We start from the raw sequence: 20,280 nt of genomic DNA, 5'->3' as shown, positions 1-20,280 counted from the left end.
GTTCCACAAGAATAGCGGCTTTTTTCCGGCGCTCGCGGCCGGGACGTGACGGGAATCGAGGAGAATGCACGTTTCGTTACCCCAATGGACGCTTGCGAAACGTGCCGCGCCATGTTTTTTGGGTAATGTGGCATCACGCGAACTTTTGCAGGAGCGGCACGTGGCACGCATCCACACCTTGACCCGGCGCCACGACGCGCCCGCGATGCTCGTCCAGTTGACCGATAGCCATCTGTTCGGCGAGCCAGAAACGTCGATGCTGGGCGTCAATACCGACGCGAGCCTGCGCGCCGTGCTGCGCCAGATCGAGGCCGATGGCAAGCATCCCGACCTGCTGCTCGCCACCGGCGACCTGTCGCAGGATGGCGAGGCCGCGGGCTACCAGCGCTTTGCGCGCATCCTTTCCGAATCGGCCGCGCTGGATCGTGCAACGATCCGTTGCCTGCCGGGCAATCACGATCAACCGTCCGTCCTGCGCCAGGAATTGTCCGACTGGTCGATGCCCGTGACGGACGTGGGCGCATGGCGCGTCGTCACGCTGGACACGACGGTGCCCGGCTCGAACGCCGGCCATCTGTGCAACAGTGAACTCGACATGCTGGAAGCGGCGCTGGCCCAGGCGCCCAACCGCCACACGCTGGTGGCGATGCACCACAACCCGATGCAGATCGACAGCCACTGGCATGACTCGATGATGATCGACAACCCGCAGGCGCTCTTCAAGCTGCTGGCACGGTTTCCGCAGGTGCGCGTGCTGCTGTGCGGCCATGTGCACCACGAGTTCGACCGCCGCCGCCACAACCTGCGCATGCTGGCCACGCCGTCCACATGCTTTCAGTTCAGCATCCGCGACGGCAAGCACATCGTCGACAACATGGCGCCGGGTTACCGGTGGATCAAGCTTTATCAGGATGGATCGATGGCGACCGGCGTGCGCCGCGTGCAGGACGCGCTGTGGCACTCCGCGCTGCAACCGCCAGACAGCGCGCGCGCGGCTTGACCTATCCGAGGACGGCGTCGAAACAGGCGCCGTTTTTATGGGCGCTGCGTTCCGAGCGCGCATAAAAAACGGGGCACCGATATGCTAGGTGCCCCGCAAGCATCCGTCTCATAGGGGAGGGGAAAGAGGAGAAGCCGAGACGGATGACAAGACTGCTAACCGAAGTTCGCGGTCTACATGAAGTTAGGCGGCGCCTTCCTCATTAAGTTTCTGCGAACGCAGAAAATTTGCCCCCGAATTTGTATCAATTTATTGGCCGTCCTATTGTCATCGGCCGGCTGCTGAAAGCGGCGCGCAATGTCAGGCGCCAAAGAAAAAGGCCGCAATGTGCGGCCTTTTTCATGCGCGGGACAGCCATCACGAGGCGAGGTTGCCGCGCATCTTCTTGAGCGCCGCCGCTTCGATCTGGCGAATGCGTTCGGCCGACACGCCGAACTCTTGCGCAAGCTCGTGCAGGGTGGCGCCGCCGTCGTCCTGCAGCCAGCGGGCTTCGACGATGCGGCGCGAGCGCGGATCCAGCGCTTCAAGCGCGGTGGTCAGGCCGGCGCTTTGCAGGTGATCGCGCGCAGCGCGCTCCAGCACGCGCGTGGGTTCCTGGCGGCCTTCGTCGGACAGGTAGGCGATCGGCGCGTAGCTGTCGTCGTCGTCGTCCTGGTTTTCCAGCGACATGTCGCGGCCAGACATGCGGACTTCCATTTCGCTCACGTCTTCGTTGCGCACGTTCAGCTCGCGAGCGATGTGGTCGACCTGTTCGGGATCCAGGGTCTGGCCGTCGGGACGCATGCTGCGCAGATTGAAGAACAGTTTGCGCTGCGCCTTAGTCGTGGCCACCTTGACCAGCCGCCAGTTGCGGATGATGTATTCGTGGATTTCGGCCTTGATCCAGTGAACCGCGAAGGACACCAGGCGCACACCGCGCTCGGGGTCGAAACGCTTGACGGCCTTCATGAGGCCGACATTGCCTTCCTGGATGAGGTCGGCGTGGGGCAGGCCGTAACCCAGATACTGACGGGCCACAGACACCACAAGACGCAGGTGCGAAAGAATCAGCTCGCGGGCGGCGCCCAGATCTTCCTGGTCGCGCAGGCGACGGCCGAGTTCCGTTTCGCGATCCGCGGACAACACCGGCAGGCGGTTGACCGCGGAAATATAAGCGTCGATCGTACCGAGAGCGCCCGGATTGGCGATGGCCAACGCCAGAGCGTTGCCGGAGGCGGTCAACGAGGTACTGGGTTGCTTCATAGCGGGGGTCTCCGGATGGCGAGAAAACGACATGAATTCGATGTTAGCACTCAAGTAATAGGAGTGCTAATTCGACTGTTGCGACGCGTCAAAGTTTCATTTCCGCGACGCGTCCCCGTTTATTCGAGAGCCGGGGCGGTTCACCACCCGAGGCGCTTCAGCCCTTCGGCGGTGGCTTCGCCGTCCGGACGGATGAAGAGCGCGCCGCGCGGGTCCATGAAGACCTGGTAACGGGCCCCGTCGAACAGGGGCATGTAGGCGCCGCTGCCAAATTGGACATCGACAAAGGGGAACCAGTTCGGAAAACTTTTCTTCAGGGATCCGAGGTCCGGCGCGGGCCAGTCGTCCAGGGGATGCACCGAACGCGTGGCCGTCGCTTCGCGGGCGGCATCGCTGTAGCGGCCCGACAGGCGCTCCAGCCGATACAGGGGCGGCACGCCGGCCATGAGCGCCGGCAGTTTCCAGCGCACGACCCGGGCGTCGATCTGCCACTGGTCGCCGTAAAGTACATATTGCTTGTCGCCGATGCCCGGGGCATTGGCATTAACCTGGAACTGACCCTCGGCCTGTTGGCGGATGTCGATGCGGGCGACCGGCTGGTCGGTAGTCAGCCGAACGAACTGCACCAGCGACAGCGCGAGCAGGCCCGATACGCATCCCAGGCACACCAGCAGCAGGCCGCACGCGCGGCGCACCGGCCGGAACTGGAACATGCGGCGTCCGCGTTCGTCGCGGGGACCACCCCTGCCCAGCAGCATGACGATGCCGGGCAACAGGACGATGACGGCGCCCAGCAGGATCCAGGCGAAGGGAGCAATTCCGTTGATCAAATCAGGCGTTCCTATTCAAGCCGCCGCGTCGTACAGCGCGGCGGGCGCAGGAAGCCGCCACCCGCCGCGGCAGGCTTCCCAGTATAGAAGCGCGTCTTCAGGCGACCGGTTTTCCAAGCCGTTCGACGTGAAACCGGATGTGATCCTCGATGAACGTCGAGATGAAGTAATAGCCGTGGTCGTAGCCGGCTTGGCGACGCAAGGTGAGCGGCTGTCCGGCGGCGGCGCAGGCCGCCTCGAATACCTCGGGATACAACTGTTCAGCCAGAAACTGGTCGGCTTCGCCCTGGTCGATGAGGATGCCGCCGGGGAAGGGCTGCTGCAGTCCGCGCATCAGGGCGGACGCATCGTAGGCCGCCCAGTCTTCGGATTGCGCGCCCAGGTAAGCGCCGAACGCCTTTTTGCCCCACGGGCATTGGCTGGGCGCCGCGATCGGTGCAAACGCCGACACCGAACGGAACTTGCCGGGATTGCGCAGCGCCAGCACCAGCGCGCCGTGGCCGCCCATGGAGTGCCCGAAGATGCCGGTTCGCGAGGCATCCCCCGGCAGTGCGCCGCCGGTGACGATGCCGTGCAGTTCCTGCGTGACGTAGCTGTACATGCGGTAGTGATCGCGCCATGCAGTCGTGGTGGCGTCGACATAGAAGCCGGCGCCGGTGCCCAGGTCCCAGCTTTCGTCCTCGCCGGGCACGCCCGCGCCGCGGGGGCTGGTGTCGGGCGCCACCAGCATGACGCCCAATTCCGCTGCCAGCCGCTGCGCGCCGGCCTTAATCATGAACGTTTCTTCGGTGCAGGTCAGGCCCGCCAGGTAGAACAGCACCGGCACGGGGCCGTGCTCGGCCTGCGGCGGCACGTACACGGAAAACCGCATGGGCAGGCCGATCTCGGTGGAGTCGTGGCGGTAGTAGCGCTGCGTGCCGCCGAAGCACCGATGCTGCGAGATGAGTTCGAGGGACGCGGCCATGGGCTTGCTCCGGAGAAGAATAAATCGAGGTGGATAAAACGTCGGCGGGTTAGGGGAATCCACGGTGCGACGTTCCGTCGCCGAATGTTAACCTGCCCCTCAATGAGCGCTCGCCACAAAAAAATACGATTCCGCGCTCAGATTGTGATCACGGCACTTGACCAGCGCCCACCGTGGCACTATTTATATACCGTGTGTGAAGACAACCCGTTCTTCCTGATACGCAAGCCCTGACACTATGGCCCGTCTGCCCCGTTTGTATGCCCCTGGGCTGCCCCAACTGGTGCAGGCCAACTTTATTCAGCCGTTGGCGGCGCCATCGCAACCCGCGCCCGCCGACATCCTGAATCAGCTCGCCACGTGGCTGGGCGAGTCGGCCCAGCGGCACCGCGTATCGGTGCACGGCTGGCTCCTCGCCAACGACCGCATCCTGCTGCTTGCCACGCCCGCAGACGAAGAAGGCCTGCCGCGGCTGATGCAGACGTTGGGCCGCAATCTTGCGGCGCGGCTGCGCGGCGGGCGGGTGTTCGCCGGCCGATACCGGTCGGCGCTGCTGGAACCCGGCGCGTGGGTGCTGCCCTCGCTGGTCTGGCTGGAAACGTATCCGGTTCGCAGCGGGGCTTCGCAGGACCCCGATTCGTGGCCCTGGTCGTCCGCGTCCAGCCATACCGGCAACACCAGCGCCGCGCCGGCCCAATGGCAGTCCGATCACGCCGACTACTGGGCTTGCGGCAACACGCCGTTCGACCGGCAGGCCAATTACCGCAAGCGGCTTCAGGATGGGCTGTCGCGCGAGGAAACCCAACGCATCGACCAGGCGGTCTCTGGCCAGTGGGCGCTGGGCGGTCCCAGCTTTATTGCCAGCCTGGCTCATACGGCCAGCCGGCGTGTGGCGCCCGGCCAGCGTGGCCGGCCCCGCAAGAAGCCGGCCGCGGCGCCCGCGGACAATGAGTCCAGCCCGCCGACGCCACCAACCACCACGCCACCGGTCAACAACTCCTGACCCCCCGACCCGCCATCACGGCGGGTTTTGTTTGTCTGCGTCCGGGCATTGCGGTGCCGCGCTGCCGCCGCAAGGCATTCGGGCAGCCCGCGGAGTCGGCGCCGCAAAAACACGATCTGCTCGTGCGCTTGGCGACATCTGCGCCGCAAAAGCGCGATCCGCGCGTGCGCTTGACTCACATCATCGCGGGACCTGCGCGACGACAAGGTGCAATTTCGCCACACCTGACATTGATCGCGCACAGAAAAAACATTCTTTTAAATAGGGACGTATAGCGTGATTTTGCACCGCTTTGGACGCCCGAGTCACTGCGACAAAAGACCTGCTCCGGCGACAGCCAATAACGGCGCGGCCGTTGTTGTGTCCCTATATTCATGCACTATGACGGCGCACCTATTTAATTAGGGTCATACCCCGTTTGTTCCTGTTGCACCCTACTTGCGTCGGGGGTATTGTCCGACTCCTGCACTGCAACATTAGACGCAGGCCCACTGCGGAGCGCGCCATGCCCCAAATTACCCCGACCGAATCCTGTCCCACCTCCAAGGCAGTTGCCATCGATGCAACCCGCATCGGCCTGCCTTCGGCCCAGGGCCTGTACAACCCCAAGAACGAACATGATGCCTGCGGCGTCGGCTTCGTTGCCCACATCAAGGGCAAGAAAAGCCACGCGATCATCCAGCAGGGTCTGAAGATTCTTGAGAACCTGGACCACCGCGGCGCGGTCGGCGCAGACAAGCTCATGGGCGACGGCGCAGGCATCCTGATCCAGATCCCCGACACGCTGTACCGCGACGAACTCAGCCAGCAAGGCATCATCCTGCCCCCGCCCGGCGAGTACGGCGTGGCCATGGTGTTCCTGCCCAAGGAAACGGCCTCGCGCCTGGCCTGCGAACAGGAACTCGAGCGCTCCGTGCGCGCCGAGGGCCAGGTCGTGCTGGGCTGGCGCGACGTGCCGGTGGATGTCGACATGCCCATGTCGCCCACCGTCCGCGACTGCGAACCCGTGATCCGCCAGCTGTTCATCGGCCGCGGCGCCGACGTGATGGTGCCGGACGCGCTGGAACGCAAGCTCTACGTCATCCGCAAGACCGCCAGCCACGCCATCCAGAACATGCATCTGGCGCACGGCAAGGAGTACTTCGTGCCCTCGGCCTCGGTGCGTACCGTGGTCTACAAGGGCCTGCTGCTGGCCGATCAGGTCGGCCGCTACTACCGCGACCTGGCCGACACCCGCACGGTGTCCGCGCTGGCGCTGGTCCACCAGCGTTTCTCGACCAACACGTTCCCCGCCTGGCCGCTGGCCCACCCGTACCGCATGATTGCCCACAACGGCGAAATCAATACGGTGAAGGGCAACTTCAACTGGCTGCGCGCCCGCGAAGGCATGATGCAGTCGGCCGTGCTGGGCGACGATCTGAAAAAGCTGTACCCCATCGTCTACGAAGGCCAGTCGGACACCGCGACGTTCGACAATTGCCTGGAACTGCTGGTGAATTCGGGCTACTCGCTGGCCCACGCCATGATGATGATGATCCCGGAAGCCTGGGAACAGCACACGCAGATGGACGAAAGCCGCCGCGCTTTCTACGAGTACCACGCCGCCATGATGGAGCCGTGGGACGGCCCCGCCGCAGTCGCGTTCACCGATGGCCGCCAGATCGGCGCCACGCTGGACCGCAACGGCCTGCGTCCTGCCCGCTACCTGGTCACCGACGACGACATGGTCATCCTGGCTTCCGAAGCCGGCACGCTGTCGATCCCCGAAAACCGCATCGTCAAGAAGTGGCGCCTGCAGCCGGGCAAGATGTTCCTGATCGACCTGGAACAAGGCCGCATCATCGACGACGCCGAGATCAAGCTGCAGTTGGCCAACAGCCGTCCGTACCGCCAGTGGATCGAACGCCTGCAGATCAAGCTGGAATCGCTGCCCGCGCCGCGTCAGGTCGCCGTGGCCACGCAATCGGCCGTGTCGCTGCTGGACCGCCAACAGGCATTCGGCTGGACCCAGGAAGACTACAAGTTCATCCTGGAGCCCATGGCATCGAGCGGCGAGGAAGTCATCGGCTCGATGGGCAATGATGCCCCGCTGGCCGTGCTGTCGGACCGCGCCAAGCCGTTCTACAACTATTTCCGCCAGCTGTTCGCTCAGGTCACGAACCCGCCGATCGACCCGATCCGCGAACAGCTCGTGATGTCGCTGGTGTCCTTCATCGGTCCCAAGCCGAACCTGCTGGATATCAACAACGTCAACCCGCCGCTGCGCCTGGAAGTGTCCCAGCCGGTGCTGGACTTCGCCGCCATGGCGCAGATCCGCGACATCGACCAGGTCACGGGCAAGAAATTCCGCAGCTTTGAACTGGACATCACGTACCCCGCCGCCTGGGGTCCCGAGGGCATCGAAGCCCGCGTGGCGGCCTTGTGCGCGCGCGCCGTCGACGCGGTGCGCAGCGGCTACAACATCCTGATCGTGTCGGACCGCCTGGTCGACAGCGAGCGCGTGGCCATCCCTGCGCTGCTGGCCACGTCGGCCGTGCACCAGCACCTGATCCGCGCCGGCCTGCGCACCAACACGGGTCTCGTCGTCGAAACCGGTTCGGCCCGCGAAGTGCATCACTTCGCGCTCCTGGGCGGCTACGGCGCCGAAGCCATTCACCCCTACCTGGCGCTCGAATCGCTGGGCAAGATGAATGACCCCGAAAAGGCCGTGAAGAACTACATCAAGGCGCTGGGCAAGGGCCTGAACAAGGTCATGTCCAAGATGGGCATTTCCACGTACATGTCCTACACCGGCGCGCAGATCTTCGAAGCCGTTGGCCTGCAGAGCGCCCTGGTGAACAAGTACTTCACCGGCACCGCTTCCAACATCGAAGGCATCGGCATCTTCCAGGTCGCCGAAGAAGCGCTGCGCCAGCACCGCGCCGCCTTCAGCACCGACCCCGTGCTTGCCAACGACCTGGACGCCGGCGGCGAATACGCCTACCGCGTCCGCGGCGAAGAGCACATGTGGACGCCGGATTCGATCGCCAAGCTGCAGCACGCGTCGCGCGCCAACAACTACCGCACGTACAAGGAGTACGCGCAGATCATCAACGACCAGAGCCGTCGCCACATGACGCTGCGCGGCCTGTTCGAGTTCCGCTTCGACCCGTCGCGCGCCATCCCGCTGGACGACGTCGAGCCGGCCAAGGAAATCGTCAAGCGTTTTGCCACCGGCGCCATGTCGCTGGGGTCGATCTCGACCGAAGCGCACTCGGTGCTGGCCGTTGCCATGAACCGCATCGGCGGCAAGTCCAATACCGGCGAAGGCGGCGAGGACGAACTGCGCTACCGCGCCGAAATGCGCGAAGGCAAGAGCACCATCAAGGACGGCGACACGCTGGCCTCGGTGCTGGGCACGGACCGCATCGAAGCCGACGTCGAACTCAAGCGGGGCGATTCGCTGCGTTCGAAGATCAAGCAGGTGGCGTCGGGCCGTTTCGGCGTGACCGCCGAGTACCTGTCGTCCGCCGACCAGATCCAGATCAAGATGGCGCAGGGCGCCAAGCCCGGCGAAGGCGGCCAGCTGCCCGGCCACAAGGTGTCGGAATACATCGCCAAGCTGCGCTACTCGGTGCCCGGCGTGGGCCTCATCTCGCCCCCGCCGCACCATGACATCTACTCGATCGAAGATCTGGCGCAGCTGATCCACGACCTGAAGAACGTCAATTCCAAGTCCTCGATCTCGGTCAAGCTGGTGTCCGAAGTCGGCGTGGGCACGGTGGCCGCGGGCGTGGCCAAGGCCAAGGCCGACCACGTCGTGATCGCCGGCCATGACGGCGGCACGGGCGCGTCACCGGTGTCGTCCATCAAGCACGTGGGCACGCCCTGGGAACTGGGCCTGGCCGAAACGCAGCAGACGCTGGTGCTGAACCGCCTGCGCAGCCGCATCCGCGTGCAGGCCGACGGCCAGATGAAGACCGGCCGCGACGTCGTCATCGGCGCGCTGCTGGGCGCCGACGAATTCGGCTTCGCGACCGCGCCGCTGGTCGTCGAAGGCTGCATCATGATGCGCAAGTGCCACCTGAACACCTGCCCGGTGGGCGTGGCCACGCAGGATCCTGCGCTGCGCAAGAAGTTCCAGGGCAAGCCCGAGCACGTCGTGAACTTCTTCTTCTTCATCGCCGAAGAAGTCCGTGAAATCATGGCCCAACTGGGCATCCGCAAGTTCGACGACCTGATCGGCCGCGCCGATCTGCTGGACATGCGTTCGGGCGTTGAGCACTGGAAGGCACAAGGGCTGGACTTCACCCGCGTGTTCCACCAGACGGTGTCCGATGCCGAAGTGCACCAGACCGAAGAGCAGGATCACGGTCTGGCCGGCGCGCTGGATCACCTGCTGATCGAGCGCAGCAAGCCCGCGCTGGAGCGTGGCGAGAAGGTGTCGTTCATCGTGCCGGTGCGCAACCGCAACCGCACGATCGGCGCGATGCTGTCCGGCGCCGTGGCCTCGCGCTACGGCCATGACGGCCTGCCCGACGACACCATCCACATCCAGTGCAACGGCACCGCCGGCCAGAGCTTCGGCGCGTTCCTGGCGCACGGCATCACGATGGATCTGGTGGGCGAAGGCAACGACTACGTGGGCAAGGGCCTGTCCGGCGGCCGCATCATCGTGCGCTCGCCCAACGACTTCCGCGGCTTCGGCCCCGACCACATCATTGCCGGCAACACCGTGCTGTACGGCGCGCTGGCAGGCGAGGCGTTCTTCAACGGCGTGGCGGGCGAGCGTTTCGCGGTGCGCAACTCGGGCGCAGCCACCGTCGTGGAAGGCACCGGCGATCACGGCTGCGAATACATGACCGGCGGCACCGTCGTCGTGCTGGGTTCCACCGGCCGCAACTTCGCGGCGGGCATGTCCGGCGGCGTGGCGTACGTCTGGGATCCGGACCGCACGCTCAAGCACCGTGTGAACCTGTCGATGGTGGAACTGGAATCGGTGGTGCCGCACGCCGAGCAGCAGTCGCTGAACAACATCGACATCTGGCACAGCGCGCAGCGCGGTGGCGAACGCGAGACGGACGAGTCCATCCTGCGCCGCCTGGTGGAAGATCACTTCCGCTACACCGGCAGCTACCGTGCCCGCGAAATCCTGGGCGACTGGGAAGCCTCGCGCGGCAAATTCGTGAAGATCATGCCGACGGACTACCGCCGCGCATTGGGTGAAATGTGGCGTGCAGCCAACCCGCAACAACTGGCTGCGTGAGGGATACCATGGGAAAGATCACTGGATTTATGGAATTTCAGCGTCTGCAGGAGGCCTCCGAGGCCCCGCAGAAGCGGCTGAAGAACTGGCGCGAATTCGTCCTGCACCTGACGGACGATCAGGCCAAGCAGCAGGCGGCGCGCTGCATGGACTGCGGCATCCCGTTCTGCAACAACGGCTGCCCGGTCAACAACATCATCCCGGACTGGAATGACCTGGTGTACAAGCAGGACTGGCGCCGCGCGCTGGACGTCCTGCACTCCACCAACAACTTCCCGGAGTTCACGGGCCGCATCTGCCCGGCGCCTTGCGAAGCCGCCTGTACCTTGAACATCAACAGCGACGCCGTGGGCATCAAGTCCATCGAGCACGCGATCATCGACAAGGGTTGGGCCGAAGGCTGGGTCGCGCCGCAAGTGCCGGCGCGCAAGACGGGCAAGAAGGTCGCCGTCGTGGGCTCGGGCCCCGCCGGCATGGCATGCGCGCAGCAACTGGCGCGCGCCGGCCACTCCGTGACCCTGTTCGAAAAGAGCGATCGCATCGGCGGCCTGCTGCGCTACGGCATCCCCGACTTCAAGCTCGAAAAGCACCAGATCGACCGCCGCATCTCGCAGATGGAAGCCGAGGGCGTGGAATTCGCGCCGTCGACCTACGTCGGCGATCCGAAGGATCCCGTTGCCGATGGCCTGACGGTGCGCACGCCGAAATCGCTGATGGCCGAATTCGACGCCGTCGTGATGAGCGGTGGCTCGGAAACGCCGCGCGATCTGCCGGTGCCGGGCCGCGAGCTCGACGGCGTGTACTTCGCCATGGACTTCCTGCGTCAGCAGAACAAGGCCGTGGCGGGCGACCGCCTCACCAACCAGACGCTGGCCAAGGGCAAGCACGTGGTGGTGATCGGCGGCGGCGATACGGGTTCCGACTGCGTCGGCACCAGCAACCGCCACGGCGCCGCATCGGTCACGCAGTTCGAACTGATGCCCCAGCCGCCCGAGTCCGAAAACAAGGCCATGACGTGGCCGTACTGGCCGCTGAAGATGCGCACGTCGTCCTCGCACGAGGAAGGCTGCGACCGCGACTGGTCGGTGACCACCAAGCTGCTCAAGGGCGCCAACGGCAAGGTCGAGAAGCTGGTCGGCGCGCGCGTCGAATGGTTCAAGGACGACGCCACCGGCCAGATGAAGATGCGCGAAGTCGAAGGCTCGGAGTTCGAGATCAAGGCGGATCTGGTGCTGCTGGCCATGGGCTTCGTGTCGCCGGTGCAGAACGTGCTGGACGCGTTCGGCGTGGATCGCGATGGCCGCGGCAATGTGCGCGCCAACACCGACGACTACCGCACCAATGTGGAAAAGGTCTTCACCGCCGGCGACATGCGCCGCGGCCAGTCGCTGGTCGTGTGGGCCATCCGCGAAGGCCGCCAGTGTGCGCGCTCGGTCGACGCCTACCTGATGGGAAGCAGTGAATTGCCGCGTTGATCGTATTGCGACATATCAACGCCGCCGGTTGCCTCGCGCACCGGCGGCGTTTTTTTTGCCCTTGCGTTGCGGTTAACCGCAGTTGTTGCGACATAACCACTTTCTGAAAACGGTCTTTTCACGAATTGACACACGTCAAGAACGGGGACGGGGCGGTCTGAGAACCTGTCGTCTCACCCCACACGGAAAGATCGGAGAAGAAAATGTTTTCGCTGAACGGGCGTATCCGCGCCACCGCCATTGCCGGTTTGATCGCTGCCGGCGCCTTTGCCGCTCCCGCCCACGCCCACGAAGCGGGCGACGTGCTGTTCCGCGTCGGCGTCACGCAAGTCCGCCCCTCGCAAAACAATGGCACCGTGCTCGACGGCAGCGTCAAGCTGGACGTGAACAACAACGTGCGCCCCAGCTTCACCCTGGCCTACATGGCCACCCGCAACATCGGTATCGAACTGCTGGGCGCCTGGCCCTTCCAGCATGACGTCAGCGGCAGCGGCGGCCTGGGCAAGATCGGCTCCTCCAAGCAACTGCCCCCCACGCTCAGCCTGCAATGGCACATCCTGCCCGACAGCATGATCCAGCCGTACATCGGCGTCGGCATCAACTACACCCACTTCTTCGACACCAAGGCCGAGGGCGCGCTCAAGGGCTCGAACCTGAAGCTGGGCGATTCCTGGGGCGTGGCCGCGCAACTGGGCGCGGACATCAAGATCAATGATCGCTGGTTCATGAACGCCGACATCCGCTACATCGACATCAAGTCGAAGGTGACGCTGGATGGCGAACGCGTCGGCACCGCGCGCATCGATCCGTGGGTGGCCACGGTGGGCGTTGGTTACCGCTTCTGATCGCTGGCCTGACGATGCGCGCGGCCCCGCGCGCATCGCTCAATTCTGCGGCGGCGCAAGCCGGCTGCGCAGCGCCTGCAATGCCGGCGTGTCGTCGTCGGCGCGCCAGATCAGCTGGGTAAGCGCCTGCCCATGGGACCCGGACAACGCACCCACGCGCACCGAATGCTCCGCCCCCAGCACCGCCAGCACGGACCGCGGCACGATCGCCACCCCGGTTCCCGCTGCCACACACGCCACGATGGCGTGATACGACGCAAACTCCATCACCTTGCCGGGCGCAATGCCCTCCTGGTTCAACCACGACTCCAGGATGCGCCGGTATGAGCAGCCCGCCGCAAAGGCGATGACGCTGCGGTTGCCCAGGTCTTTCGGACTGCCGATCGGATCCCACGCCAACGGCGAGATCAGCGCCAATTCCTCCCTGAATGCATCCATCGCCGCCAGTCCCTCTGCGGGGAAGGGTTGCGCCACGAAGGCAGCCTCGATCTCGTAATTACGCACCTTCGCGGCCAATGCGCCCGAGGTGCCGGTGACCAGCTCGATCCGCACCTGCGGCCAGGCCGCGTGATAGGCCGCCAGGATGGGGGGCAGGCGGGCGGCGGCCGTGCTCTCCATGGTGCCGATGCGCAGCACGCCCTGCAGGGCGCCTTCCCGGACGGCCGCCTGCGCCTCATCGGACAGGCGCAGCAGGCGGTCGGCGTAGGACAGCAGCACGCGGCCCTGATCCGACAGCACCAGTCGGCGGTTCTGCCGCCGAAAGAGCGGTGTTCCCAGCGAGGATTCCAGCTGCTTCAGGCGCGTCGACACATTGGACTGCACCCGGTTCAGATGCGCGGCGGCGCGCGCCACGCCACCCTGATCCGCCACGGTCTTGAAGATTTGCAGCGCGTCGAGATCCAAGTTTCTCATTTTGGGAACTCACGTTCTTAATAATTCACTATTCAAGATATAAGTACAGCCGTAGAGTAGGCTCCATGTCAACGCCTGCTTACCCTTCCCCCCGCCCCTCGGCCAGCGCTACAAGCCTGGCCTGGCCCGCGGCGCTTGCGCTGGCGGCGGCCATGGGCATCGGCCGCTTCGCCTTCACGCCGGTATGGCCGCTGATGGCGCAGGAGTCCGGCCTGTCGCTGACACAGGGCGGCTGGATGGCGTCGGCCAACTACGCGGGCTATCTGTTGGGCGCACTGGCGGCGATCGTCTGGCCGGTGCGACGGCTGCGCGTCACGCTGGCGGCCAGCCTGGCCGCCGTGGCCGCGCTGACCCTGGCCATGCCAATGTTGAACAGCGTGGCGGGCTGGTCGGTGCTGCGGCTGGCGGCCGGCTATGCCAGCGCCAATGCCTTCATCTGCGTCGTCGCATGGCGGCCGGTGCCCGCCGGCGACCCGCGCGAGGCCGCGGCTTCGGCGGTGACGTATGCCGGCGTGGGCGCGGGCATTGCGCTGACGGGATTGGCCTGTCTGGCCTTGATGGCCTCGCACGCGAGCGCCGGCGTGACCTGGACCGCGCTGGGCGGCCTGGCGCTGGCGTTGTCCGTGGCGGCGTGGCCCGGACTCAGCCGGCAATCGCCTCCCGTGCGACGGACGGCTGCCGACGCGCCGCAAACCCGCCTGCCGCGCGGCATCGCCGCGCTGTCGCTGCACTACGGTGTCTTCGGGGTCGGCTACATCATTCCCGCCACCTTTTTGCCGGCCATGGCCAAAGAGATCTTTCCCGACCCGGCGATCTTCGGCTGGGCCTGGCCGCTTTTTGGTATGGCGGCGGCGCTGTCGTGCCTGCTGGTCCCGCGGCTGGCGCGCGGCCGAGACGACCGGCAGGTGTGGCGCGGAGCGCAGGCGCTGATGGCGGCCGGCATGCTGACCGTGGCGCTGTGGCACCACATCGCCGCCGTGATCCTGGCAGCGCTGCTGGTCGGCGGCACCTTCATGGTGATCACGCAGGCGGGCATGCTGACCGCGCGCCGCCTGTCCGGCCCGGCGGCGCCGCGGGCGGCGGCCATCATGACGGCGGCGTTTGCGGCGGGGCAGATTCTGGGGCCGTTGCTGGCCTCGTGGGCGGCGCGCTGGGGCGCCGGCCTGCCGCAGGTGCTGGCGGCGTCGGCCTGGGGGCTGGGAAAAGTCACGACAGACGGCAATGGCGCTGGGCATAATGCCATCGGCCCTTCGGGCCAACCACACAGCAATTAGAAAGCAGGTAACGAGGAGTCCCCAGCATGAAAGCACTACGCCCCCTGATCGCCGCCCTGGCCGCCACCGCCGCCTTTGGCGGCGCTGCCCAAGCGCAGACCGGCGAATGGCCCGCCAAACCCGTGACCATGATCGTGCCCTACGCGCCGGGCGGCTTTGCCGACACCCGCGTGCGCCTCTTGGCCCGCAAGCTGGGCGAATCGCTGGGCCAGCCCATCGTTGTCGAAAACAAGGCGGGCGCAGGCGGCGTGGTCGGCACCAACCTCATCGCCAAGGCGGCCCCGGACGGCTACACGATCGGCACGGGCAACCTGGCCCCGATGGCGGTCAACCCGTCGCTGATGAAGGAAATGCCCTACAACCCGCAAAAGGATCTGGCCCCGATCATCCTGATCGAGAACAGCCCGCTGGTCCTGAGCGTGAACAACGAACTGCCGGTCAAGACGCTGGCCGACCTGATCGCACTGGCCAAGAAGGAACCGGGCAAGCTGACCTTCGGCTCGTCCGGCGTGGGCGGTGCGCACCACTTGTCGGGCGAGATGTTCCGCGAGCAGGCCAACATCGACATCGTCCACGTGCCCTACAAGGGCGGCAGCCTGGCTGCGACCGATCTCATGGGCGGCCACATCGCGATGATGTTCGAAATGGGCTATTCCGCGCTGCCCGCCATTCAGGGCAAGAAGATCCACCCGATCGCCGTCACGTCCGCCAAGCGCCTGGACGTGCTGCCGGACGTGCCCACCATGGCCGAATCCGGCCTGCCGGGCTTCGAGTCCTACAACTGGCAGGGCATCGTGGCGCCCGCCGGTACGCCCGCGCCGATCATCGCCAAGCTCAATGCCGAATTCAACCGCATCCTGAAGGACCCGGATGTGCAGAAGGCCATTGCCGACACTGGCAGCCAGGCCGGCGGCGGCACGCCCGAAGAATTCGCCGCCTTCATCAAAACCGAAAGCGACAAGTGGGCGCACGTCATCAAGGCTGGAAACATCCAGCTCCAATAACCTCCCAGGAGTTTTCCCATGGCTACCCCTTTGATTGAACTGCTCAAGCTGACCCATCCCATCATCCAGGCGCCCATGGCGGGCGGCGCCACCACGGTGGACATGGTGGCGGAGGCATCGAAGGCGGGCGCCCTGGGATCGCTCGGCGGGGCGTACATGACGCCCGAACAGATCGAGGCGGCGGCCGAAGGGGTCCGCGCCCGCACGGATCGCCCGTTCGCCATCAACCTGTTCGCATCCGTGCCGCCAGAGCCCATGCAGGGCGATGCGAGCCGGATGCTGGCCCTGATGGCGCGCTATCACGAGCAACTTGGTCTGCCGGCGCCCGAGGCCCCCGGCCCGCAGGCCGATCCGCTGCCGGGCCAGCTCGAGGCCGTGCTGCGCATCCGGCCCGCCGTCCTCAGCTTCACCTTCGGCCGCCTGCCGGCCGAGGCGCTGGCCCGCTGCCGCGAACTCGGCATCCTGACCGTGGGCACGGCCACGACCGTCCGCGAGGCGCAAGCGCTGGAGCAGGACGGCGTTGACGCCATCGTGGCGCAGGGCGCGGAGGCGGGCGGCCACCGCGGCACGTTCCTCGACACGTTCGAGGCGTCCATGATCGGCACCATGGCGCTGGTCCCGCAGGTGGCGGACGCCGTCTCGGTACCGGTCATCGCGTCGGGCGGCATCATGGACGGGCGCGGCATCGCGGCCGCCCTGGCGCTGGGCGCCGACTTCGCCCAAATGGGGACGGCCTTCCTCACCACGGAAGAATCCGGCATCAGCGACGCCTACAAGGCGGTTGTGGCGGCCTCCCGCGCCGAACAATCCCGGATCACCCGCGGCTTCTCCGGCCGCCCGGCGCGCGGCATCGCCAATGCCTTCATGCGTGATGTGGACGCGATCGGCGGCGACATCCTGCCTTACCCGCTGCAGAACGCCCTGACCCGGCCCATGCGCACGGCGGGCGGCAAGAGCGGCAACATCAATGTCCTGTCCCTGTGGGCCGGTCAGGGCGCACCGCTGGCACGGCGGGAGTCGACAGCGGAACTGATCCAGCGGCTGGCCCGGGAAACGGTGGCGGCGCAGGCGCGACGTTGAGTGCTGGCGGCGGTCTGTCCGGAATGGGTGTCTGACACCCATGTAGGAGCCGCGTGTGCCGGGCCAGTGCCTCAAGGGTGTCAGACACCCATGGAGCATCGGCAAACGCCATCAGCACCGAAACGGCGACGACCCGATTGTTCCTGAAGCCGAAAACACTGTTCCACGGGCGGCCGCTCCAATTGTGATTACACAGCGTCGGGCTACAATGGCGCCTCGCCGCCGGGAGCGAACGCTTACGCTTGCCCCGGTATCTGAGTAACAGGGCGCTTCCCGACGCAGTCTGTCTTGCCCGCGCCGGCCAGGTCCTCGGTCCCGCGTGTCGACAGGACAGCAGGGCAAGCTCCGCCGCCGAAACTCCCTTTCGTTGCCCATGCCCGCTCAAACCAGCAGCACCCCGGAATTCGCCCTGCGCCTGGAAGGTGTGGCGCTTGGCTACGGTGATTTCACCGTCTTGCGCGATATTTCCATGGACGTCCGGGCGGGCCAGGTGGTGGCAGTCATGGGCGGCTCCGGTTCCGGCAAGACCACGCTCCTGCGTGCGGCCACCGGCCAGATCACCGCCCAGCAGGGCCGCGTGCTGGCATTCGGCCAGGATATCGGCGCCGCCTCCCGCGCCGAAGTGCAATCCCTGCGCAAGCGCATGGGCGTGCTGTTCCAGCAGGGCGCGCTGTTCACCGACCTGAACGTCTTTGAGAACGTGGCGTTTCCGCTGCGCGAGCACACGCGCATCAGCGAGGCCGAAGTCACCGACCGCGTGCTCGACAAGCTGGATGCCGTCGGCCTGCGCGCCGCCGCGCACCTGAAGGTCTCCGAAATATCCGGCGGCATGGCGCGGCGCGTGGCACTGGCCCGCGCCGTGGTGCTTGAGCCGGAACTCATCCTGTACGACGAACCCTTCGCGGGGCTGGACCCGATCTCGCTGGGCATCACCGCCCGCCTGATCCGCAGCCTTGCCGACCGGCTGGGCTGCGCCTCGGTGCTGATCACCCACGACGTGCAGGAATCCTTTGCCATCGCGGACCAGGTCTATCTGGTGGGCCGCGGCCAACTGGCTGCCGCCGGCACGCCGCAGATGCTGGCCGCCTCGCCGGACCCCTACGTCCAGCAATTCCTCAAGGGCCAGCCGGACGGTCCGGTCGCGTTCCAGTATCCCGAAACGCCCGCCTTCCAGAAATGGCTGTCGCAACAGAAAGGGCGCAAAGCATGAGCGCTTCCAATAACGCCGTCGCCGTACTGGGCCACTGGGTGCGCTCCCGCGTCGCCGGCATCGGCTACTTCACCCGCTTCTTCGGCGCCATGCTGGCGCGCAGCGGCATCGCGCTGTCGCGGCCGCGCCTGGTGTCGCAACAGGTCCACTTCATCGGCAATTATTCGCTGCTGATCATTGCCGTCTCCGGCATGTTCGTGGGCTTCGTGCTGGGTCTGCAGGGTTATTACACGCTGAACCGCTACGGCTCCGAAGAGGCATTGGGCTTGCTGGTGGCCCTGTCGCTGGTGCGCGAACTGGGTCCGGTGGTCACTGCGCTGCTCTTTGCAGGGCGCGCCGGCACCTCGCTCACCGCCGAGATCGGGCTGATGAAAGCGGGCGAACAGCTGTCGGCCATGGAAGTCATGGCCGTCGACCCGATCCGCCGCGTGCTCGTGCCGCGCCTGTGGGGCGGCATCATCGCCATGCCCATCCTGGCGGCCGTGTTCTCCATGGTGGGCATCCTGGGCGGCTGGGTCGTGGGCGTGCTGCTCATCGGTGTGGACGCAGGCGCCTTCTGGTCGCAGATGCAGAACGGCGTCGATGTATGGAAAGACGTCGCCAACGGCGCCATCAAGAGCGTCGTCTTCGGCGTCACGGTGACGCTGGTGGCGCTTTATGAAGGCTGGCAGGCCAAGCCCACTCCCGAAGGCGTTGCCCGCGCCACCACGCGCACCGTGGTCGTGGGCTCCTTGGCGGTTCTCGGGCTGGACTTCCTGCTCACCGCCTTGATGTTTGGAAATTGATACGGATCGATCATGTCACGCGAAAAAACCGACTTCTGGGTAGGCCTGTTTGTATTGCTGGGCGCGATCGCGCTTGGGTTCCTGGCGTTGCGCGCCGGCAACTTGAGCACGTTTTCCTTTGCCCCGACCTATACCGTGACCGCCAACTTCGATAACGTAGGCGGCCTCAAGGTGCGCGCGCCGGTCAAGAGCGCCGGCGTGGTGGTGGGCCGGGTCACGGGCATTTCCTTCGACGACAAGACCTTCCAGGCGATTGTGTCGGTCGATCTGGAGACGGCCTACCAGTTCCCCAAGGACTCGTCGGCGGCCATCCTGACCTCCGGCCTTTTGGGCGAGCAATACCTGGGCCTGACCGCCGGCAGCGAGGAAGATAACTATACCGACGGCGGAAAAATCCGCTATACACAAAGCGCCGTGGTCCTGGAGCAGCTGATCAGCCAGTTCCTGTACGGGTCGGCGGAAAAGCAAGGCACGACCGCCGCGCCGGAATCGGCACCCAAGGCCCAGGACTAAAGGCGCGGCGCCATCAGGCTGTTACAACGCTGCGTCTCGCCGTCGCGATAACAAAAGAATTGTTGATAGGGATACCCGGAACATGAATAAGAAAGCTATTTCCCGAATTGCCACTGTCGCCGCCGCGGGCGCGCTGATGGCTGGTTGCGCCGCCCCCAAGAATCCGGATCCGCGCGACCCCTGGGAAGGCTTCAACCGCGGCGTCTACCAGTTCAACGACACGGTCGACCGCGCCGTGTTCAAGCCGGTCGCGCAGGCCTACACGTTCGTGACGCCGCAGCCGGTGCGCAGCTGCATCCACAACATCTTCAGCAACGTCGGCGACCTCTGGTCCGGCACCAACAGCTTCCTGCAGGGCCGCGGCCACGACTTCGTCAACACGCTGGGCCGCTTCCTGTTCAACACGACCATGGGCGTGGGCGGCTGCTTCGACGTCGCTTCGGCCAATGGCGCGCGCAAGATCCCCAACGACTTCGGCACCACGCTGGGCGTCTGGGGCTTCAGCCAGGGTCCGTACCTGGTGCTGCCGTTCTTCGGCGCCTCCAGCGTGCGCGACGGCGTCGGCCTGGTCGGCGACCTGTACGGCACCACCTACGGCTACATGGGCGTGGACTCGATCGACAACGTGCGCCTGCGCAACTCGCTGTGGGGCCTGCGCATCGTCGACACGCGCGCCAGCCTGCTCGACACCACCGACACCATCGACCGCGTGGCGCTCGACCCGTACAGCTTCGTGCGCGACGCCTTCCTGCAACGCCGTGCCGCCATGGTGCTGGGCCACCGCGTGGACGAGGAAGGCTCGCTGCCCAACTACGAAGACGACGGCGACGACGACACCCCCGCCGCGCCCGCGCCGGCCCCCGTGCCTGCGCCGCAACCCGCGAACAAGTAAGCTGAG

16 protein-coding genes are annotated in these 20,280 nt (G+C 65.9%); 12 read left to right on the top strand and 4 right to left on the bottom strand.

Translation table 11 applies throughout. The annotated features are described in order from the left end of the window. Positions 1-160: 160 nt before the first annotated feature. A complete protein-coding gene (gene cpdA / locus AC6CIE_RS13850; protein ID WP_498092478.1) occupies positions 161-1,000 on the top strand; it encodes a 3',5'-cyclic-AMP phosphodiesterase in 840 nt (279 codons plus the stop codon). A 357-nt stretch (positions 1,001-1,357) separates the two neighbouring features. On the opposite strand, the gene rpoH is transcribed toward cpdA, so the two are convergent. The 3 genes from rpoH to fghA all read right to left on the bottom strand — a co-directional run bounded on the left by rpoH (position 1,358) and on the right by fghA (position 4,036). Further along, positions 1,358-2,242, bottom strand: a complete 885-nt coding sequence (rpoH, locus tag AC6CIE_RS13845) for an RNA polymerase sigma factor RpoH (protein WP_175137069.1) — start codon at positions 2,240-2,242, stop codon at positions 1,358-1,360. A 140-nt stretch (positions 2,243-2,382) separates the two neighbouring features. Beyond that, positions 2,383-3,072, bottom strand: a complete 690-nt coding sequence (locus AC6CIE_RS13840) for a hypothetical protein (RefSeq protein WP_105236942.1) — start codon at positions 3,070-3,072, stop codon at positions 2,383-2,385. A gap of 97 nt (positions 3,073-3,169) precedes the next feature. After that, entirely contained in the window at positions 3,170-4,036 is an 867-nt protein-coding gene (fghA, locus tag AC6CIE_RS13835) for an S-formylglutathione hydrolase (protein WP_498092476.1), read from the bottom strand. Between the two features lie 238 nt (positions 4,037-4,274). On the opposite strand from fghA, the gene AC6CIE_RS13830 reads away from it, so the two are divergent. The 4 genes from AC6CIE_RS13830 to AC6CIE_RS13815 all read left to right on the top strand — a co-directional run bounded on the left by AC6CIE_RS13830 (position 4,275) and on the right by AC6CIE_RS13815 (position 12,604). Continuing rightward, complete coding sequence (locus tag AC6CIE_RS13830; RefSeq protein WP_175123892.1) at positions 4,275-5,039, top strand: hypothetical protein; 765 nt, start codon at positions 4,275-4,277, stop codon at positions 5,037-5,039. 505 nt (positions 5,040-5,544) lie between these two features. Then, positions 5,545-10,284 (top strand): glutamate synthase-related protein, encoded by a 4,740-nt coding sequence (locus tag AC6CIE_RS13825; RefSeq protein ID WP_175123893.1) that lies wholly within the window; start codon positions 5,545-5,547, stop codon positions 10,282-10,284. A gap of 8 nt (positions 10,285-10,292) precedes the next feature. Next, positions 10,293-11,759, top strand: a complete 1,467-nt coding sequence (locus AC6CIE_RS13820) for a glutamate synthase subunit beta (protein ID WP_175137066.1) — start codon at positions 10,293-10,295, stop codon at positions 11,757-11,759. Positions 11,760-11,962: 203 nt separating this feature from the next. Then, entirely contained in the window at positions 11,963-12,604 is a 642-nt protein-coding gene (locus tag AC6CIE_RS13815; protein WP_175123895.1) for an OmpW/AlkL family protein, read from the top strand. A gap of 39 nt (positions 12,605-12,643) precedes the next feature. Here the strand turns inward: AC6CIE_RS13815 and AC6CIE_RS13810 are convergent, their stop codons facing one another. Next, the gene (locus tag AC6CIE_RS13810) at positions 12,644-13,516 is read right to left on the bottom strand and encodes a LysR family transcriptional regulator (protein ID WP_239215077.1); all 873 of its coding nucleotides are present in this window, start codon (positions 13,514-13,516) and stop codon (positions 12,644-12,646) included. A gap of 65 nt (positions 13,517-13,581) precedes the next feature. Here AC6CIE_RS13810 and AC6CIE_RS13805 point away from each other — a divergent pair, with 65 nt between their 5' ends. From AC6CIE_RS13805 to AC6CIE_RS13775, 7 genes are all read left to right on the top strand, one after another. Further along, positions 13,582-14,790, top strand: a complete 1,209-nt coding sequence (locus AC6CIE_RS13805; RefSeq protein WP_498092473.1) for a YbfB/YjiJ family MFS transporter — start codon at positions 13,582-13,584, stop codon at positions 14,788-14,790. Positions 14,791-14,816: 26 nt separating this feature from the next. Continuing rightward, on the top strand, positions 14,817-15,794 hold the full coding sequence (locus tag AC6CIE_RS13800; RefSeq protein WP_175123898.1) for a Bug family tripartite tricarboxylate transporter substrate binding protein: 978 nt from the start codon (positions 14,817-14,819) through the stop codon (positions 15,792-15,794). An 18-nt stretch (positions 15,795-15,812) separates the two neighbouring features. Then, positions 15,813-16,874, top strand: a complete 1,062-nt coding sequence (locus tag AC6CIE_RS13795) for an NAD(P)H-dependent flavin oxidoreductase (RefSeq protein WP_498092471.1) — start codon at positions 15,813-15,815, stop codon at positions 16,872-16,874. A gap of 373 nt (positions 16,875-17,247) precedes the next feature. Beyond that, entirely contained in the window at positions 17,248-18,084 is an 837-nt protein-coding gene (locus AC6CIE_RS13790) for an ABC transporter ATP-binding protein (protein WP_175123900.1), read from the top strand. Next, positions 18,081-18,869, top strand: a complete 789-nt coding sequence (gene mlaE, locus AC6CIE_RS13785; RefSeq protein WP_175123901.1) for a lipid asymmetry maintenance ABC transporter permease subunit MlaE — start codon at positions 18,081-18,083, stop codon at positions 18,867-18,869. Before AC6CIE_RS13790 ends, mlaE begins: the two co-directional genes overlap by 4 nt. A 12-nt stretch (positions 18,870-18,881) precedes the next feature. Then, positions 18,882-19,382, top strand: a complete 501-nt coding sequence (gene mlaD / locus AC6CIE_RS13780) for an outer membrane lipid asymmetry maintenance protein MlaD (protein ID WP_498092469.1) — start codon at positions 18,882-18,884, stop codon at positions 19,380-19,382. A gap of 82 nt (positions 19,383-19,464) precedes the next feature. Then, positions 19,465-20,274 carry an MlaA family lipoprotein gene (locus AC6CIE_RS13775; protein ID WP_175123903.1) on the top strand — a complete coding sequence of 270 codons (810 nt, stop codon included), beginning with the start codon at positions 19,465-19,467 and terminating at the stop codon, positions 20,272-20,274. Positions 20,275-20,280 lie beyond the last annotated feature (6 nt).

The sequence above is a fragment of the Achromobacter sp. GQ309 genome, assembly GCF_059759315.1.
Note: the sequence above shows the minus strand (reverse complement) of the source record. Positions and strands in the feature narration are given on the sequence as shown.